The organism is Nocardia sp. A7 (assembly GCF_046549215.1).
Taxonomy (GTDB): domain Bacteria; phylum Actinomycetota; class Actinomycetes; order Mycobacteriales; family Mycobacteriaceae; genus Nocardia.
Genome location: NZ_JAJPWE010000001.1, coordinates 510,914 through 525,485 on the forward strand (window position 1 = coordinate 510,914; position 14,572 = coordinate 525,485).

Here is a 14,572-nt window from a genome sequence, read left to right on the forward strand (position 1 = left end):
TTCTCAGTAGGCAGATTCTCCCGGTGTCACTACGCCGTGGTCAAACGCGAACACGATCGCGGCGGCTCTATCGCGCAGGTCGAGCTTGCCGAATATGTGTCCTACGTGGCTTTTCACCGTTACTTCCGAGATACCGAGTTCGGCGGCGATCTCGCTGTTGACCCGGCCCGAACCGATCAATTCGAGCACTTCGTACTCGCGGGCGGTGAGTTCGCCGAGTCGGCGATCGGTGCGGGTACCGACCGGTTTCACTGTTCGGTAGGCCGTGAGTACCCGTCCCGTCACCGAGGGATCGAGCCACGCGCCGCCGCCTGCCACGGTGCGGACCGCGCGGATCAGATCCTCCGCGGGCGAATCCTTGAGCAGGAAGCCCGCGGCGCCCGCGCGCAGCGCGCCGGAGAGCAGCTGGTCGTCGTCGAAGGTGGTGAGCACGAGGACCGGCGGGGCATCGGGGCGGGCGCGCAGCAACCGGGTCGCATCGATGCCGCCGACCCGTTTCATCCGCAGATCCATCAGCACCACATCGGGTCGCTGCGCGGCGACGGCCGCCGCGACTTCGTCGCCGTCGGCGCATTCGTTGATGGCGAAGCCGTCGCGGCGGCGCAGGATCCGGCGCAGTCCGCCGCGCACGAGTTCCTGATCGTCGACCACGAGCACGGTCATCACCTGCTCGATCGGCGAAACGGTCGTCACGATTCCTCCTGGGGTTTGTTCCAGAGCCTGCCCGGCAGCATGGTCGAGATGCACGGGCCCGCTTTCAGCGGAAACCCGACCCGCACGGTCCAGCCGTCGTCGCCGGTGCCCGCGGTGATCTTCCCACCGAGCAGCTCGGTGCGTTTGCGCATACCGCGCAGTCCCATCCCGGTATCGCGGCGGGGTGCGGGCCCGAGCGGCAGCGGATTCGACACGACCAGGGTCGCCGCCTCGGTGCTGACATCGAGGCGGACTTCGGCGGCCGTGCCCGGCGCGTGTTTGATGACGTTGGCCAGCGATTCCTGGCCGATCCGGTAGAGCGCGTGACCGATGGCGCCGGTGACGGTGGCCAGTTCGCCGGTACGGGTGTAGTCGACAGTGAGCCCGGCTCGGCGGAAATCGCCGACGAGCTCGTCGATATCGGCGGCGCCCGGCTCGGGGGTCACCTGCGCGGGGCCCGCGTCGAGCATGCCGACGGTGCGGCGGATGTCGGCCATCGCCTGCCTGCCGAGTCGTTCGGCCTCGACGAGCGCTTCCACCGCTTCGGCGGGGTCGTCGTCGGTCTGCAGGGCGCGCCGGGCCGCGGTCAGGTGCAGCAGGGTGATCGAGAGCGAATGGGCGATCACATCGTGGACCTCGCGGGCGATCCGGCGCCGTTCCTCGTCGGCGGCCTGACCGGAGCGGATCGCTTGATTCTCGCGCTCCTGGTACAGGAAACGCCGCTGGTACTGCAGCATCACTCCGACGAACATGCCGAGCACGATGCCGATGACGTACATCGGCAGCCCTTGCAGCGACTGGTCACCCCAGTGCACGTGCCCGGCCAGGTCGAACGCGACCAGTTCACCGATCGCGAGCAGGGTGAATCCGACCGTCCAGCCCCGCGACGCCACCGCCGCCACCTCACCGGCGACGATCACCAGCACGAACGGCGCGAAGTCGGCGCTGACCGGCTGCAACAGGAACAGGGCACAGGACAGCAGGGCGCTCCCCTTCAGCAGCGCGGGGTGCGGATTCACACGGAAGATCGCGAACAGCGGGATCGGCAGGAACGCGGTGGCCATCGCCAACAGCGGCAGCGGGCTCGGGAAGTAGGAATGCCGTTGGATCACCGCCGCACCGGTGACCACCAGCAGGGCGAGATCGGCGGCGAGGATGATCGCGGGCGGATAGTCGTAGGGCAACGATTCGATGCGCTCGCGTCCGTTCGCCAACAGCCGCGACACCCCCGCCGCGAGCCGCTGCCGCAGGCTCACCCGGTTCGGCGCCTTCGCCGGGATGGCGTGGCTCACATCCATGAGGTAAGGCTAGTCGCCACGTACCGGGCGAGCATCGTCCCGCGAACGGTACCGGTCTCCTACCGGGGTAGGAGAAGAAGTCGGGTCCGGGGCACGACGATCGGGCCCCTCAGCGGCCGTAGCGTGAGGTTCACCCGCTCACGGAAGGTGAAGCCCATGACCTGGACCGATCTGCACCACCGCACCGAGATCGTGCACACCGTGCTCGCCAGGGCCGCGATCGACCCACACGACCCCGCGCTGTTGGCAGGCATCACCGAGCTCGACCGGCTCTTCGGTGGCGTCGAGGGTCTGCTGCTGGCACTGGCCAACCGCTGGGACAATCATCTGAACGTCAAACTGGAGCTGGCCGAGATCGACGGCCGCACCCCGATGGAGGCCTATCTCGAACTGGCCGCCGAACAACCAGGGCTGCGGGCACTTCTCGACGCACGCCCGGTGATCGGGCAGACTACCCGCGACCGCGCACTCGCCCGCTGACGACCGAAACTCTCTGGGGGACAAGCTATGCCAGATATCGAATCATCACAGCAACCGATGCTGGAGCTGACCGGGGTGGTCAAGCAGTACCACGTCGGCGATCAGGAAGTCCGCGCGCTCGACGAGGTGAGCCTGCGCATCGAAGCAGGCCAGTTCACCTCGATCATCGGGCCGTCGGGCTCGGGCAAGAGCACCCTGCTGCATCTGCTCGGCGCGCTCGACCGCCCCGATGCGGGCTCGATTCGCTTCCGCGGCACCGAGATCGGCGATCTGAACGAAGACAAGCAGGCTGCGTTCCGGCTCGAACAGGTGGGCTTCGTCTTCCAATTCTTCAACCTGCTGCCCACCTTGACGGCATGGGAGAATGTGGCGGTGCCGAAGCTGTTGGACGGCACCGGGTTACGCAAGGCCAAGCCACGCGCGCTGGAACTGCTCGACCTGGTCGGCCTCGGTGATCGGGCGCAACATCGGCCCGCGGAACTGTCCGGTGGGCAGATGCAGCGCGTGGCGGTGGCGCGGGCGTTGATCATGGATCCGCCGCTGATCCTGGCCGACGAGCCGACCGGCAACCTCGACTCCAAGACCGGTGCCGCGATCCTCGCTCTCCTCGGCGACATTACGGCGCAGGGCAATTCGGTGGTGATGGTCACCCATGACAGCAACTCGATCGACTACTGCGACCGGGTGATCACCCTGCGCGACGGGCAGATCGGTGCCGACGAGCTGGCCGGCGCACGGGTGGACGCATGATCGCCGCGGCATGGGATCGATTGCGGCTGTTCAACTTCGGTGAGCTGCTCCGCCATCCCGGCCGCACCATGTTGTCGGGGGCGGTGATGGGGGTATCGGCGGCGTTGATCGTCGCGGTGTTGAGTATCTCCGGCTCGGTGACCGGGTCGGTCGACAAGCTCACCAAGGGTCTGGCAGGCACGGCCGAGCTCGAGGTCACCGGCATCACCGACGCGGGTTTCGAACAGTCCCTGCTCCCGGGGATCGCCGCGACGCCCGGGGTGGCGGCAGCGGTGCCGATGTTGCGTGCGACCTTGGGTGCGGGCGCCGATCGGGCACTGCTGATCGGGGCCGATCAGACGATCGGCGCGCTCGGCAGTGATCTGGCCGGGCCGATGTCGCAGTACACCGCCAAGCTGGTCAGCACCGAGCGCGGTGTGCTGGTCGGCGCGGCCATGGGCCTGCGCGAGGGTGATCCGGTGCCGATCGGGGCCGGCACCGCGAAGGTGGCCGCCGTTCTCGACTCCGAGGCGACCGACCGGCTCAACAGCGGCCACGTGGTGGCGGGCCCGCTGCCGCTGATCCAATTTCTCACCGACCGGGTCGGCAAGCTCGATTCAGTGCAGATCGTGGTGGAACCCGGCACCGATGTGGGCGCGCTGCGCACCGCGCTCACCGAAGCGGTGGACGGGCGGGCCGTGGTGGCCGAGCCGAGTCTGCGCACCGCGCAGGCCGGTGGCGCGATCCAGATCATGCGGTATTCCACGCTGATGTCGTCGGCGGCCGCGCTGATCGTGTCGACCTTTCTGATCTACAACGCGATGAGTATGGCGGTGGCACAACGCAGGCCGACGCTGTCGCTGTTGCGGGCGATCGGCGGCAAGCGTGCGCCGATGGTGCGGGATCTGCTCGTCGAGGCGGCGATGCTGGGGCTGATCGGTGGGGCGATCGGCGCGGGGATCGGCGCGCTGATGGGGCGGTTCGCGATCGACAGGCTGCCCGTTGCGATCGTGCAGTCGGTCGAGGCGCGGACCGAGTTCCAGGTGCCGAATTACGCGGTGCCCGCGGCGATCATCGCGTGTGTGGTGGCGACGGTGCTGGCGGCGTCGATCGCCGCGCGGCAGGTGTACAAGGTGGCCCCGGTCGAGGCGCTGGCGCCGGTGGAGGCCAGCGATTCGGCGGCCACCGGTTCGGTACTGCGGTGGGTCGCGCTGGCCGCGGGGCTGCTCCTGGGTGCGGCGGCGGTGGTCGTCGCCTTCCTCGACCTCGGGCGTCTGTCACTGGCCGCGATCACGACGTCGTTCACCGCGGCGGTGTTCCTGTGTTTCGCCGCCACCGGGCCGATCGTGCACGGGGCCGCGGCGATCGCTCGCTGGTTCGGTGCGCCGGGCGCGCTCGGGGCGACCTCGCTCGAGCGCGCACCACGCCGCGTGTGGGCTACCGCGATGACCGTGATGATCGGAGTCGCGGCGGTGGTCGCCCTCGGTGGGGCGTCCGGAAACATGGTGAAGTCGGCGACCGATTCGTTCCAAAGTCTCGGCGAGACAGACCTTTACGTGAGCCCGAGCCCGATCGAACAGTTCCCGACCGGCCCCGTCCTGCCCGACGGGTTGGCCGATCGGGTCGCGACCGTGCCGGGTGTCGAGCGAGTGAACCCCGGCCAGATGGCCTTCGCGACCATCGGCAGCGGTCGGGTGATGCTGCAGGGTTATCCACCGAGCACGTCCGACACCCGGCTCGGCGCGGTGGACCGGGCGGTGATCGATCAGATGGAGCGCCGCGAAGGCGTGGTGATCACGCGCGACGTCGCGCGTTCACTGTCGCTCACCGCAGGTGACGAGATCACCATGCCAACCCCATCTGGCAAGCGCAAAACCACTGTGCTGCAAGTGATTCCGTACTTCACCGCGGTCTCCGGTGTGGTGATGATGAATCTCGACCAGATGCGGGAGTGGTACCAGCGGCCCGGCGAAACGATCCTGTCGATCCACTACGCGCCGGGCGCCGACCCGGACGCGGTGGAAGCCGCGGTCCGCGCGATGGTGCCACGGGAGCTCCATGTCGACACCGGCACCGACATGGTCGGCGCGATCTCCTCGAGCGTCCAGCAGGGTGCTGCGATGAGCAACATGATTCTGTGGATCGTCGTGCTGGTGGCGACGGTGGCGTTGCTGAACACGCTGATGCTGTCGGTCCTGGAGCGACGCAGGGAACTGGGAGTGCTCCGAGCCATGGGCACCAACCGCAAGTTCCTGTTGCGCTCGGTGCTGGCCGAAGCCGCGGGCATCGGATTCATCGGCGCGGCAATCGGACTCGTCGTCGGCGTCGCAGTGCAGTACCTGGCCACCGTGGCGATCGGCCACGCGATGACGATCGACATCATCTACCGCCCGAGCCCGCTGATCGCGGTTTACGGCGCGGTCGCCCTTGGCCTGGCACTGCTCGGTTCGATTCCGCCTGCCCTGCGCGCATCCAGGATGCCGATCGTGGCGGCGCTGGCCGTGGACTGAAGTCTTGTCGCCGCGGCGCCGGGCCAACGGGACCGGCGCCGCGACGGCGAGACCGTCAAAGCGGCAGTTCTTCCCACCACGCGATGACCTCGTCCTGCGCGGAGGGGCGTGGGGCTCCGGCGGTGCCGCTGCTTCCTCGGCGACTCACCACGACAAGATAATTCGCGCGATCTTCGTCGTCGGGGAAGCTCACGACCTGGTACGCGGTCTGCATTCGCGCGTTCCCCGGGTCACCGACGGCCCACCGCTGCAACGAGACCGGCACCCCGTCCTTGTCGCCCACATCACGAGCTGCCCCTGGCAGCGCCTGCACCACCGACCGAGCCTGCCCGGCGTTCGCGTACTCCAGCACCAGGTAACTCACCGCACCGGCGTGGTTGTCCACCCGATCGCACTGCCACGCGGTAGTGATCGGAGTCCATTGCAGCGCAGACTCTTTCCACGCCAATTCGCTGACACTGCGCACCCCCACACACCGCGCCCCTCGATACCCCACGCCCTCACTGTTCTCCCCCTGCGGAACCAACGTCGGAAAGACATCCCGGCTCTCCGCGAACGAATCCGCGACCTCCGCCACGGAACTCGGCGGCACGTTCGCACCACCCCTCGCACCACCCTCGGCGTCGAGATCGTCCTCGCCCCCCGAGAACACCACCACACCCAACGCGACAACCAACGCCACCAGCACCAGCACCAACGCCACCAGCGCCACCCACCCGAACCGCCGCACCCCCGACACCCGCCGAGGCACCACCCAATGCGCCCGATGCGGGGCTACCCCATACCCCGGATGCCCCAGCGGCACCGCGCCGCCCTGCTGCCCCGAACCGGGCTGCGGCCCGGGACCACCCGGCACACTGCCGGGCTGGATTGCGCTGCCGGGCTGGATTGCCTGGCTGGATTGCCCCGCGGCGTTCTGTGGCGGCACAGGTCCCGCTGAGGCCGCGTTCGACGCCCCCGAGATCGAAGTCACCTCGGTCAGGGCTGCCGCGTTCGCCGCGGCCAACTCGCCCGCATCACCCATTGACATCACATCAGTCGCCGCAGTCGCGGAGACCTCGTCGCCATCCTGGCCGACGGGCGCCTGTGCGCTGCCCGACCGCGCCACCGTGGACGACGGCTTGTCGACAGACACAGGGCTGGAAAGTATTCCGGATTCGCTGCCGGGCACCGGAGTCGCGGCTTCGACGGCCTCCGAAGCCGACTGCTGGAAACCTACCGACGGCGCTACCGCAGCCGATGCCGCGCCTCCGGCCTCAGTAGCCGACATAGGCACCGCGGCCTGCACCCCGGGCGGCACGGCGGTCTGTCGCGCATCCGGCTGTGCGGCAACGGGACCCGCGACCTGGCGCCGGCCGACAGGCGGCGCCTCTCCAGGCGGTGCAGCAGCGTTTGGCGCAGCCGGTTGCGCAGCCATCGGCGGGGCAGGCCGCGGCGCAGCAGCGCTGGGTGCGGCCGGTCGCGCGGCCATCGGCGGGACGGCTCCGAAGGGCCGGGAGGGCGGCTGCCAATTGGGTTGTGGCGCAGGCTGGACGGGCGGATAGCCGGGTGCCGCCATGCCGGGCTGAGCGAAGGGCGCGGCTGGTCCTTGCTGTGGAGCAGGCGGGTAGTACACGGGGACCGGGTTGGCGGGTGGGCGCGGTAGGACCGGTGGAGTCTTGGAGGTCAGCGCCTGGCGGGCCGCCATGGCGAACGCGGTGCACGAATCGAACCGTGCCGCAGGATGTTTCGCCATCGCGGCCGCGAGCACCGCGTCCATGATCGGCGGTAGTCCCGCCCGGCGCAGTGCCAGCGGCGGTGGTGGCGCGTAGAGGGTTCCGCGGATGATCTCGTTCGGGTCCGCGTGGTCGAAGGGTGCCCAGCCGGTGAACAACCAGTACAGCGAACACGCCAGCGAGTACTGGTCGGAGCGGTGGTCGAGTTCGGCGCCGGTCATCTGTTCCGGCGACGCGTAAGCCAGTGTCGCGGTGAACATTCCCTGCTGGGTGAGATGGGTGGAGTCGGCACGCAGCCGGGCGATACCGAAGTCGGTGAGGAAGACGCGCTCGCCCGCGCCACCGGTGGAGCGAGCCAGCAAGATGTTGGCGGGCTTCACATCTCGGTGCAGCACTCCCCTGCCGTGCGCGTAATCCAGTGCGTCGGCGACCCCTTCGATGATCTGCACGGCCCGCTCCGGCGGCAGCGCCATCGGATCGACGGTCGCGGCGTCGATCCCGTCGACGTACTGCATGCTGATCCAGAGTTGCTCACCCTCGGTCCCCCGGTCGAAAACGGTGACGATGCCGGGATGGTCGAGCCCGGCCGCGAGATCGGCCTCACGTTCGAACCGCGCCCGAACACGCTCGTCGGCGAACAGATCCCGGTTGAGCAGCTTGAGCGCGGTCAGCCGGTCCAGGCGCGGATGCCGGGCCAGATATACCGTGCCCATGCCGCCCTGGCCCAACATCGCCTCGATGGTGAACCCGGCGAACACCTCACCGATGTCGTGCACAACGACCCCCTTCCGACCGTGTGACCACGCTCATTCGAATTCTCGCCGAAAATCGGTGAAACTTACTACCAGTCGTCCGGGAGTTTCCGGACGCGCTCGACGAGAAGTTTGCACCGCCGAGGCACGCGCGGTGGGTGGTGGGGAGGATTCGGTGGTGAAGTCGACCGGAACGGCGGCTGTCTCTCGCAGGCTGCTGCTCTGTGGGGTGCTGGCGGCTGCCGCACTGTCCACCTCGTGTACCACACCGGGCACCCCGACAGCGGTGAGCGCGCCCACGGCCACCGTCAACAGCGAAGACGCCTGGCATCCGGGACTTTCCATCGGCCTGCCCGATTCGCTTGCCGCGGAATTCACCCTCTTGCAGTCGAAGCTGCCGGGGCAGGTGGGAATGGCGTTGATGCCCGTCGGTGGCGGCCGGATGACGGTCTACGGCGACTGGAGCACCGGCACCGCCTGGTCGACGATCAAGGTCCCGCTCGCGGTCGCCGCCCTGCGCCACGATTCCGACCAGTCGATCTTCGAGATGGCGCAAGCCGCGATCACGGTGTCGGACAACGACGCCGCCGAAGGTCTGTGGGAATCCCTCGGTGACGCACCGGAAGCCGCCGACGCCGTGCAGCAGATCCTCGACGAGGCGGGCGACACGGCCACCGGCAAGTCGGGCACCCACACCGAACTCGACGACACCGCCTTCGGTGGCACCGAATGGTCGCTGGCCAACCAGGTGCGGTTCGCCTCGCGGCTGCCGTGCCTGCCCAACAGCGAGATCGTCACTTCGCTGATGGGCGAGATCACCGAAGATCAGGGTTGGGGTCTCGGCCTGCTCGACGACACGGAGTTCAAGGGCGGCTGGGGCCCGGACGACGTCACCGGGATCTACACGGTGCGCCAGTTCGGGCTGGTGCCCGTCGGTAGTGGTCAGCTCGCGGTAGCCCTTGCGGCACAAGCCGATTCGGGCTCGTTCGACGACACCACCGCGCTGCTCGACCGGATGGCACTGCTGCTGGCCCGGCACCTGCCGAACCTGCGCGGCGGCGTCTGCCCGCGCTGAGCGCACCGGCTCAGCCGGGAACGACCAGGCCGGATTCATACGCCAGCACCACCGCCTGGGCGCGGTCGCGCAGCCCGAGCTTCGAGAACACCTTGGAGACATGGGTTTTCACGGTCTGCTCGGCCACGAACAGCGCCGAGGCGATCTCGGTGTTCGACAAGCCCTTCGCCACCAGTTCGAGCACCTCGCGCTCGCGCGGTGTCAGCGTGCCGAGCGCGGGGGCCGGGGCTACCCGCACCGTATTGCGCCTGCGGGTGACGTCGGCGATGAGCCTGCGGGTGATGGTCGGGGCGAGCAGCGCCTGACCGTCGGCGACCACCCGCACCGCGCGCACCAGCTCCTCGGCGGGCGCGTCCTTGAGCAGGAACCCGCTCGCACCGATGCTGAGCGCCTCGTAGACGTAGTCGTCGATGTCGAAGGTGGTGAGCATGAGCACCCGCACCGGCGGATCGAAATTCGCGGTGAGGATCGCGCGCGCGGCGTCGAGACCGTTCATCTCCGGCATCCGTACGTCCATCAGCACCACATCGGGCCGTAGCCGCTTGGCCTCGGCCACCGCGACCTTCCCGTCGGGTGCGTCGCCGACGACGCTGATATCGGTCTGCGCACCCAACAGGGCCCCGAACCCCTGGCGCACCATCGCCTGGTCGTCGGCGATCAACACGGAAATAGCCACGCCACCACCCTAATGGCCGGAACACGCTTACAGCGTCGGCAGTTTCGCCGAGACCTCGAACCCGCCGCTGAGGGTGGGCGCCGCGGTGAGCTCACCACCGACCGCGCCGACGCGGGTGCGCATGCCGTCGATGCCGTGACCGCCGCCCGCACTCGGCAGCGCCACCGTGGCGGTCGCGGCATTGTGCACGCTCACGCTCACCACACCCGGATCGACCGCCACCGCCACGTGCACCGCCGCCCCCGGCGCGTGACGGGCGCAGTTGGCCATCGACTCCTGCACGACCCGATACACCACCAGCCCGGTCGTGTCCGGCACCGAGGCCAGATCGCCGGTCACACTCCACTCGACCGGCATCCCCGCGCGCGCGGCCGATGCGCACAGCGCGGGCACGTCCGCGGCGCGCGGCTGCGGCGCGTGTTCGGGCAGTTGGCCGTCACTGCGCAGCACCCCGAGCAGGCCGCGGATCTCGTTGAGCGCGGTGCGAGCGGTGGCACCGATGGATTCGAATTCGGCGCTCGCGGCCGGGTCGAGATCGGCGATCCGGTACGGCGCGGTCTGCGCCTGCACCACAACCATGGACATGTGATGGGCGACCACATCGTGCAGGTCACGGGCGATGCGCGCCTTCTCCTCGAGGATCGCCCGACGCGCGCGCTCCAGCTCGGTCACCTCTTCCTGCCGCTCGAGCTTGCGCCGCGAGGCCAGCAGGATCCGCACGAGATAGCCGAACAGGGCCAGCGCCCCGAACCCCATCGCCCAGCCCCACAGCGGACCGGACTCCGAGCCTGGCATGGTCGTGGCGAACAGCATCGAGGTGGCCGCCCACGCGACGACCACGATCGGCACCGCGGCTCGAAATGCCACGGCGAACAGCAGCACGAACAGCACGATGACGTGCACGACCTGGAACGGCAGATCGTTGTCCGCGCCCGGCTGTAGGCCGATCGAGAACAGCAGCGCGGCCCCGGCGGAGATCGCCCACCCCAGCGCCGGATTGACTCGCACGAACAGGATCGGGAAGGCCGCGAGTGCCGCCAGCATCGGCGCCACGACCGGCGAGACCTCGTGCGTCACGAACAGCGTCGGCCACGCGATGCTGTACAAAATCAGCGCGACCAGCACCGTTGCGAAGTCGAACCAGGTCTGCGCGGAGATTTGTCGCGCGGCGGGGCGCAGTGGTGCGGTCATGCCACTGAGACTACGAACCGTCCGGTCAGCGGACCTCATACCCACGAACCGAATACGACCCCCTACCCTGGTGTGACCCCGGCGCCGGGTCTGCCACCCGCGCGCCCCGATAAACCGGTCCGCAGCGGGATTCCCACCGCGAGACCCGCTCCTTACCGTCGGAGGCCATGAACACCCCGCTTCGCCCGGTACCCGCCGACGCCACGGCCCGTACCGCAGATTCCGTCGCCTCCGCGCCGTCCCCCGCTGCCGCGCAGCACCGCCGTCGTAGCGGTGTCGCGCTGTGCACGGCCGGGTTGGCGATGGCCGCGGCCGTTGTCATGTCGGCGCCCGGCGCCATGGGCACCACCCCGAGTGGCACGGAGAATCTCGCTGCCGCCGCGGCGGTGCGCGCGCTCACCGACGACAGCCCGGACGCCACCTCGCTCATTCCCCGCGACTTCGGCTTCAAGTTCGGCTACGACCCCGCGCAGCAGGACGGCCTGCTGGTGAACCCGCACGGTGACTGCTCCTCGCCGGTGACGTTGCCCGCCGAGTTCGAGTCGGCCTGCAAGGCGCACGACCTGGGCTACGACGTGCTGCGCTACGCCGAGCGGCTCGACGAACCCCTCGGCGCATGGGCGCGACGCTCGGTGGACGCGGCACTGAACCGGCGCATCCACGCCTCCTGTGGGCTGCGCGACGACGAGTTCTCCCGAGCCCGCTGCAGCGTGATGGCCGATATCGCGTTCACGGCCGTCGACGTGAACTCGCGCAGGCAGGAGTACGGCGCACCGGTGGTCGAGAACGTCTTCGCCCAGACCGACCCGGCCGACCGCCCCAACCTCTGGCCGCTGGCACGCACGGTCCTCGGCCTGTTCGCGGTGACGGCGGCCTCGGCCGTGATCATCGACGCGCTCCGCAAGGTGCGTCGCCGGTTCGCTTGAGGCTCGGTCCGGTTGCCGAAAACTAGAACATGTCCTAACTTTCAGACATGTCTCTAGTCATCGACGAAACGATCGAGATCGACGCCCCCGCCGCCAAGGTGTGGGAGGTGCTCACCGATTTCGAGCGCTACGGCGAGTGGAACACCTTCTGCTACGAGGCGTCGAGCACCCTCGAGCCGGGCTCGACCATCGACATGCAGGTCCAGTTGGGCGCCAACCGCCGACCGCAGCGCGAGTGGATCCGCACCCACACTCCCGGCGTCGAGTTCAGCTACACCATGAAGCCGGTGCCGCTGGGCGCCCTGCACAGCCTGCGCTCGCACACCGTTGTGCCGCTCGGTGCCGACCGATGCCGCTACGAGTCCCGCTTCACCCTTGCCGGTTGGCTGAGCCCCGTGGTGACGCTGGCGCTCGGCAAGAACCTGCGCGCGGGCTTCGGCGCGATGACGCGAGGGGTCGCCGACCGGGCTGTGGCCTGAGTCCCGAACGAAAGACGGGGCGCGCCAGGACTTCTCAGCCCAGCGCGCCCCGCTTCGGAACAGCTGTTCTCAGATCCCGCTCGGCGTCGGCAACGCGCCGCGCGCCACCTCGTAGGCCGCGCCCACCCGGTACAGGCGGTCATCGGCCAACGCCGGCGCCATGATCTGCAGACCCACCGGCAGGTTGTCGTCGGCCGACAGACCCGACGGCACCGACATGCCGGGATGGCCCGCCAGGTTGGTGGGCAGGGTGCACAGGTCCGACAGGTACATGGCCAGCGGGTCGTCGACCTTCTCGCCGAGCTTCCACGGGGTGAACGGGCTGGTCGGCGAGACGAGCACGTCGACCTTCTCGTAGGCGGCGTCGAAGTCACGCGCGATCATCGTGCGGACCTTGAGCGCCTGACCGTAGTAGGCGTCGTAGTAGCCCGCCGACAGCGCGTAGGTGCCGATCATGATGCGGCGCTTGACCTCTGGGCCGAAACCGGCTTCCCGGGTCAGCGACATCACCTGGTCGGCGCTGTGGCTGCCGTCGTCGCCCGCGCGCAGGCCGTAGCGCATCGCATCGAAGCGCGCCAGGTTCGACGACACCTCCGACGGCATCACCAGGTAGTACGAGGACAGCGCGTACTCGAAGCTCGGGCACGACACCTCGATCACCTCGGCGCCCAGTTCCTTCAGCAGCGCGACGGCGGCGTCGAAGGAGGCGATGACGCCGGACTGGTAACTGTCGGAGTGCAATTCGCGCACCACACCGACGCGCACACCGGTCAGGTCACCGTTGGCACCCTGTTCGGCGGCCTCGACCACGGGCGCCACCGGGGCCTTGCGCGAGGTGGAGTCACGCGGGTCGTGCCCGGCGATCACCTCGTGCAGCAGCGCGGTGTCGAGCACGGTGCGACCACACGGCCCACCCTGATCCAGCGACGACGCGCAGGCGATCAGGCCGTAGCGCGACACGGTGCCGTAGGTGGGCTTCACGCCGACCGTCGCGGTGACCGCGGCGGGCTGACGAATAGAGCCACCGGTATCGGTGCCGATGGCCAGCGGCGCCTGGAACGAGGCCAGCGCCGCCGCCGAACCGCCACCGGAACCACCGGGGATGCGGGTGGTGTCCCAGGGGTTGCGGGTCGGGCCGTAGGCGGAGTTCTCGGTGGAGGAGCCCATCGCGAACTCGTCCATGTTGGTCTTGCCCAGAATCGGGATGCCCGCGGCGCGCAGCCGCGCGGTGACCGTCGCGTCGTAGGGCGACATCCAGCCCTCGAGGATCTTCGAGGCACAGGTGGTCGGCATGTCGGTGGTGGTGAAAACGTCCTTGAGCGCCAACGGAACTCCCGCCAGCGACGAAGCCGGGGGCTCGCCCGCGGCGAGCGCGGCGTCGACCACCGCGGCCGCGGCGAGAGCTTGGTCACCCGCGACGTGCAGGAAGGCGTTGAGCTCACCGTCGACCTTGCCGATGCGATCCAGATGCGCCTGGGTGACCTCGGTGGAGGACACCTCGCCGCCGTGAATCTTGCTCGCCAGTTCGGCAGCCGACAGCTGCGTCAACTCGCTCATTCGCCCTCTCCCAGAATCTGCGGGACCAGGAAACGCTGTTCCTCGACGGCGGGCGCCTGGTCCAGCGCCTGCTCGGGGGTGAGACCGGGCGTGACCACATCGGGCCTGGTCACATTGGTCGTCGGATTCGGCGACGCGGTGGCGGGGACGTCGGCGGCGACCTCGGTGATGGTCTGCACGTGGCTGAGGATCGAATCCAGCTGACCGGCGAACTGGTCGAGTTCGGCGTCGGTCAACGCCAGCCGGGACAGCCGGGCGAGGTGAGCGACCTCGTCGCGGGAGATTGCGGGCACCGCGGGACCCCTTTCGGCTTCGGTGGGCAGTATCGGTACAGCCTAATTGGCACAGCCGCGCCGCAATCCACAGCCCCGCGCATGGCCGCAGCACAGGCGCGGGTAGGCCCGATCGACCGTCGGACGCACCCCGCCTCGCACGAAAGTTCGCGCATGTCGCGGGGATGGGGTCATACTTCGGGTCGAGAACCCGCGCAC

Annotated in this window: 13 protein-coding genes; 6 read left to right on the forward strand and 7 right to left on the reverse strand. The window is 69.0% G+C overall.

Translation table 11 applies throughout. The features are described 5' to 3' along the window. Positions 1 to 3: 3 nt before the first annotated feature. Together ACLJPD_RS02295 and ACLJPD_RS02300 are read right to left on the reverse strand one after the other, a co-directional pair. The gene (locus ACLJPD_RS02295; protein WP_410871895.1) at positions 4 to 663 is read right to left on the reverse strand and encodes a response regulator; all 660 of its coding nucleotides are present in this window, start codon (positions 661 to 663) and stop codon (positions 4 to 6) included. A 26-nt stretch (positions 664 to 689) separates the two neighbouring features. Next, entirely contained in the window at positions 690 to 1,991 is a 1,302-nt protein-coding gene (locus tag ACLJPD_RS02300) for a sensor histidine kinase (RefSeq protein WP_410870017.1), read from the reverse strand. A 156-nt stretch (positions 1,992 to 2,147) separates the two neighbouring features. Between ACLJPD_RS02300 and ACLJPD_RS02305 the strand changes: the two genes are divergently transcribed. The 3 genes from ACLJPD_RS02305 to ACLJPD_RS02315 are packed head-to-tail and all read left to right on the forward strand — an operon-like array spanning position 2,148 to position 5,710. Further along, positions 2,148 to 2,471, forward strand: a complete 324-nt coding sequence (locus ACLJPD_RS02305; RefSeq protein ID WP_410870018.1) for a hypothetical protein — start codon at positions 2,148 to 2,150, stop codon at positions 2,469 to 2,471. 27 nt (positions 2,472 to 2,498) lie between these two features. Next, entirely contained in the window at positions 2,499 to 3,221 is a 723-nt protein-coding gene (locus tag ACLJPD_RS02310) for an ABC transporter ATP-binding protein (protein ID WP_410870019.1), read from the forward strand. After that, the gene (locus tag ACLJPD_RS02315; RefSeq protein ID WP_410870020.1) at positions 3,218 to 5,710 is read left to right on the forward strand and encodes an FtsX-like permease family protein; all 2,493 of its coding nucleotides are present in this window, start codon (positions 3,218 to 3,220) and stop codon (positions 5,708 to 5,710) included. The genes ACLJPD_RS02310 and ACLJPD_RS02315 overlap by 4 nt, the downstream gene beginning before the upstream one ends. 55 nt (positions 5,711 to 5,765) lie before the next feature. Here ACLJPD_RS02315 and ACLJPD_RS02320 read toward each other — a convergent pair whose 3' ends face one another. Continuing rightward, positions 5,766 to 8,201, reverse strand: a complete 2,436-nt coding sequence (locus tag ACLJPD_RS02320; RefSeq protein ID WP_410870021.1) for a serine/threonine-protein kinase — start codon at positions 8,199 to 8,201, stop codon at positions 5,766 to 5,768. A 154-nt stretch (positions 8,202 to 8,355) separates the two neighbouring features. Here ACLJPD_RS02320 and ACLJPD_RS02325 point away from each other — a divergent pair, with 154 nt between their 5' ends. Further along, positions 8,356 to 9,252: a hypothetical protein gene (locus ACLJPD_RS02325; protein ID WP_410870022.1), complete on the forward strand. Its 897-nt coding sequence runs from the start codon at positions 8,356 to 8,358 to the stop codon at positions 9,250 to 9,252. Between the two features lie 10 nt (positions 9,253 to 9,262). Here the strand turns inward: ACLJPD_RS02325 and ACLJPD_RS02330 are convergent, their stop codons facing one another. Together ACLJPD_RS02330 and ACLJPD_RS02335 are read right to left on the reverse strand one after the other, a co-directional pair. Further along, the gene (locus ACLJPD_RS02330) at positions 9,263 to 9,928 is read right to left on the reverse strand and encodes a response regulator (RefSeq protein ID WP_410870023.1); all 666 of its coding nucleotides are present in this window, start codon (positions 9,926 to 9,928) and stop codon (positions 9,263 to 9,265) included. A gap of 27 nt (positions 9,929 to 9,955) precedes the next feature. Next, positions 9,956 to 11,119: a sensor histidine kinase gene (locus ACLJPD_RS02335; protein ID WP_410870024.1), complete on the reverse strand. Its 1,164-nt coding sequence runs from the start codon at positions 11,117 to 11,119 to the stop codon at positions 9,956 to 9,958. A gap of 167 nt (positions 11,120 to 11,286) precedes the next feature. Here ACLJPD_RS02335 and ACLJPD_RS02340 point away from each other — a divergent pair, with 167 nt between their 5' ends. After that, positions 11,287 to 12,045 carry a hypothetical protein gene (locus tag ACLJPD_RS02340; RefSeq protein WP_410870025.1) on the forward strand — a complete coding sequence of 253 codons (759 nt, stop codon included), beginning with the start codon at positions 11,287 to 11,289 and terminating at the stop codon, positions 12,043 to 12,045. 47 nt (positions 12,046 to 12,092) lie between these two features. Then, positions 12,093 to 12,524 carry an SRPBCC family protein gene (locus tag ACLJPD_RS02345; protein ID WP_410870026.1) on the forward strand — a complete coding sequence of 144 codons (432 nt, stop codon included), beginning with the start codon at positions 12,093 to 12,095 and terminating at the stop codon, positions 12,522 to 12,524. Positions 12,525 to 12,593: 69 nt separating this feature from the next. Here the strand turns inward: ACLJPD_RS02345 and gatA are convergent, their stop codons facing one another. Both gatA and gatC read right to left on the reverse strand, forming a co-directional pair. After that, positions 12,594 to 14,081, reverse strand: coding sequence for an Asp-tRNA(Asn)/Glu-tRNA(Gln) amidotransferase subunit GatA (gene gatA / locus ACLJPD_RS02350; RefSeq protein WP_410870027.1), 1,488 nt, complete (start codon positions 14,079 to 14,081; stop codon positions 12,594 to 12,596). Further along, entirely contained in the window at positions 14,078 to 14,374 is a 297-nt protein-coding gene (gene gatC, locus ACLJPD_RS02355; RefSeq protein WP_101466314.1) for an Asp-tRNA(Asn)/Glu-tRNA(Gln) amidotransferase subunit GatC, read from the reverse strand. Before gatC ends, gatA begins: the two co-directional genes overlap by 4 nt. Between the last annotated feature and the right edge of the window lie 198 nt (positions 14,375 to 14,572).

Coding starts and splice junctions, on each gene's coding strand:
- ACLJPD_RS02295 (WP_410871895.1), bottom strand. CDS start 663: ATGACCGTGCTCGTGGTCGACGATCAGGAACTCGTGCGCGGCGGACTG.
- ACLJPD_RS02300 (WP_410870017.1), bottom strand. CDS start 1,991: ATGGATGTGAGCCACGCCATCCCGGCGAAGGCGCCGAACCGGGTGAGC.
- ACLJPD_RS02305 (WP_410870018.1), top strand. CDS start 2,148: ATGACCTGGACCGATCTGCACCACCGCACCGAGATCGTGCACACCGTG.
- ACLJPD_RS02310 (WP_410870019.1), top strand. CDS start 2,499: ATGCCAGATATCGAATCATCACAGCAACCGATGCTGGAGCTGACCGGG.
- ACLJPD_RS02315 (WP_410870020.1), top strand. CDS start 3,218: ATGATCGCCGCGGCATGGGATCGATTGCGGCTGTTCAACTTCGGTGAG.
- ACLJPD_RS02335 (WP_410870024.1), bottom strand. CDS start 11,119: ATGACCGCACCACTGCGCCCCGCCGCGCGACAAATCTCCGCGCAGACC.
- ACLJPD_RS02340 (WP_410870025.1), top strand. CDS start 11,287: ATGAACACCCCGCTTCGCCCGGTACCCGCCGACGCCACGGCCCGTACC.
- ACLJPD_RS02345 (WP_410870026.1), top strand. CDS start 12,093: ATGTCTCTAGTCATCGACGAAACGATCGAGATCGACGCCCCCGCCGCC.
- gatA (WP_410870027.1), bottom strand. CDS start 14,081: ATGAGCGAGTTGACGCAGCTGTCGGCTGCCGAACTGGCGAGCAAGATT.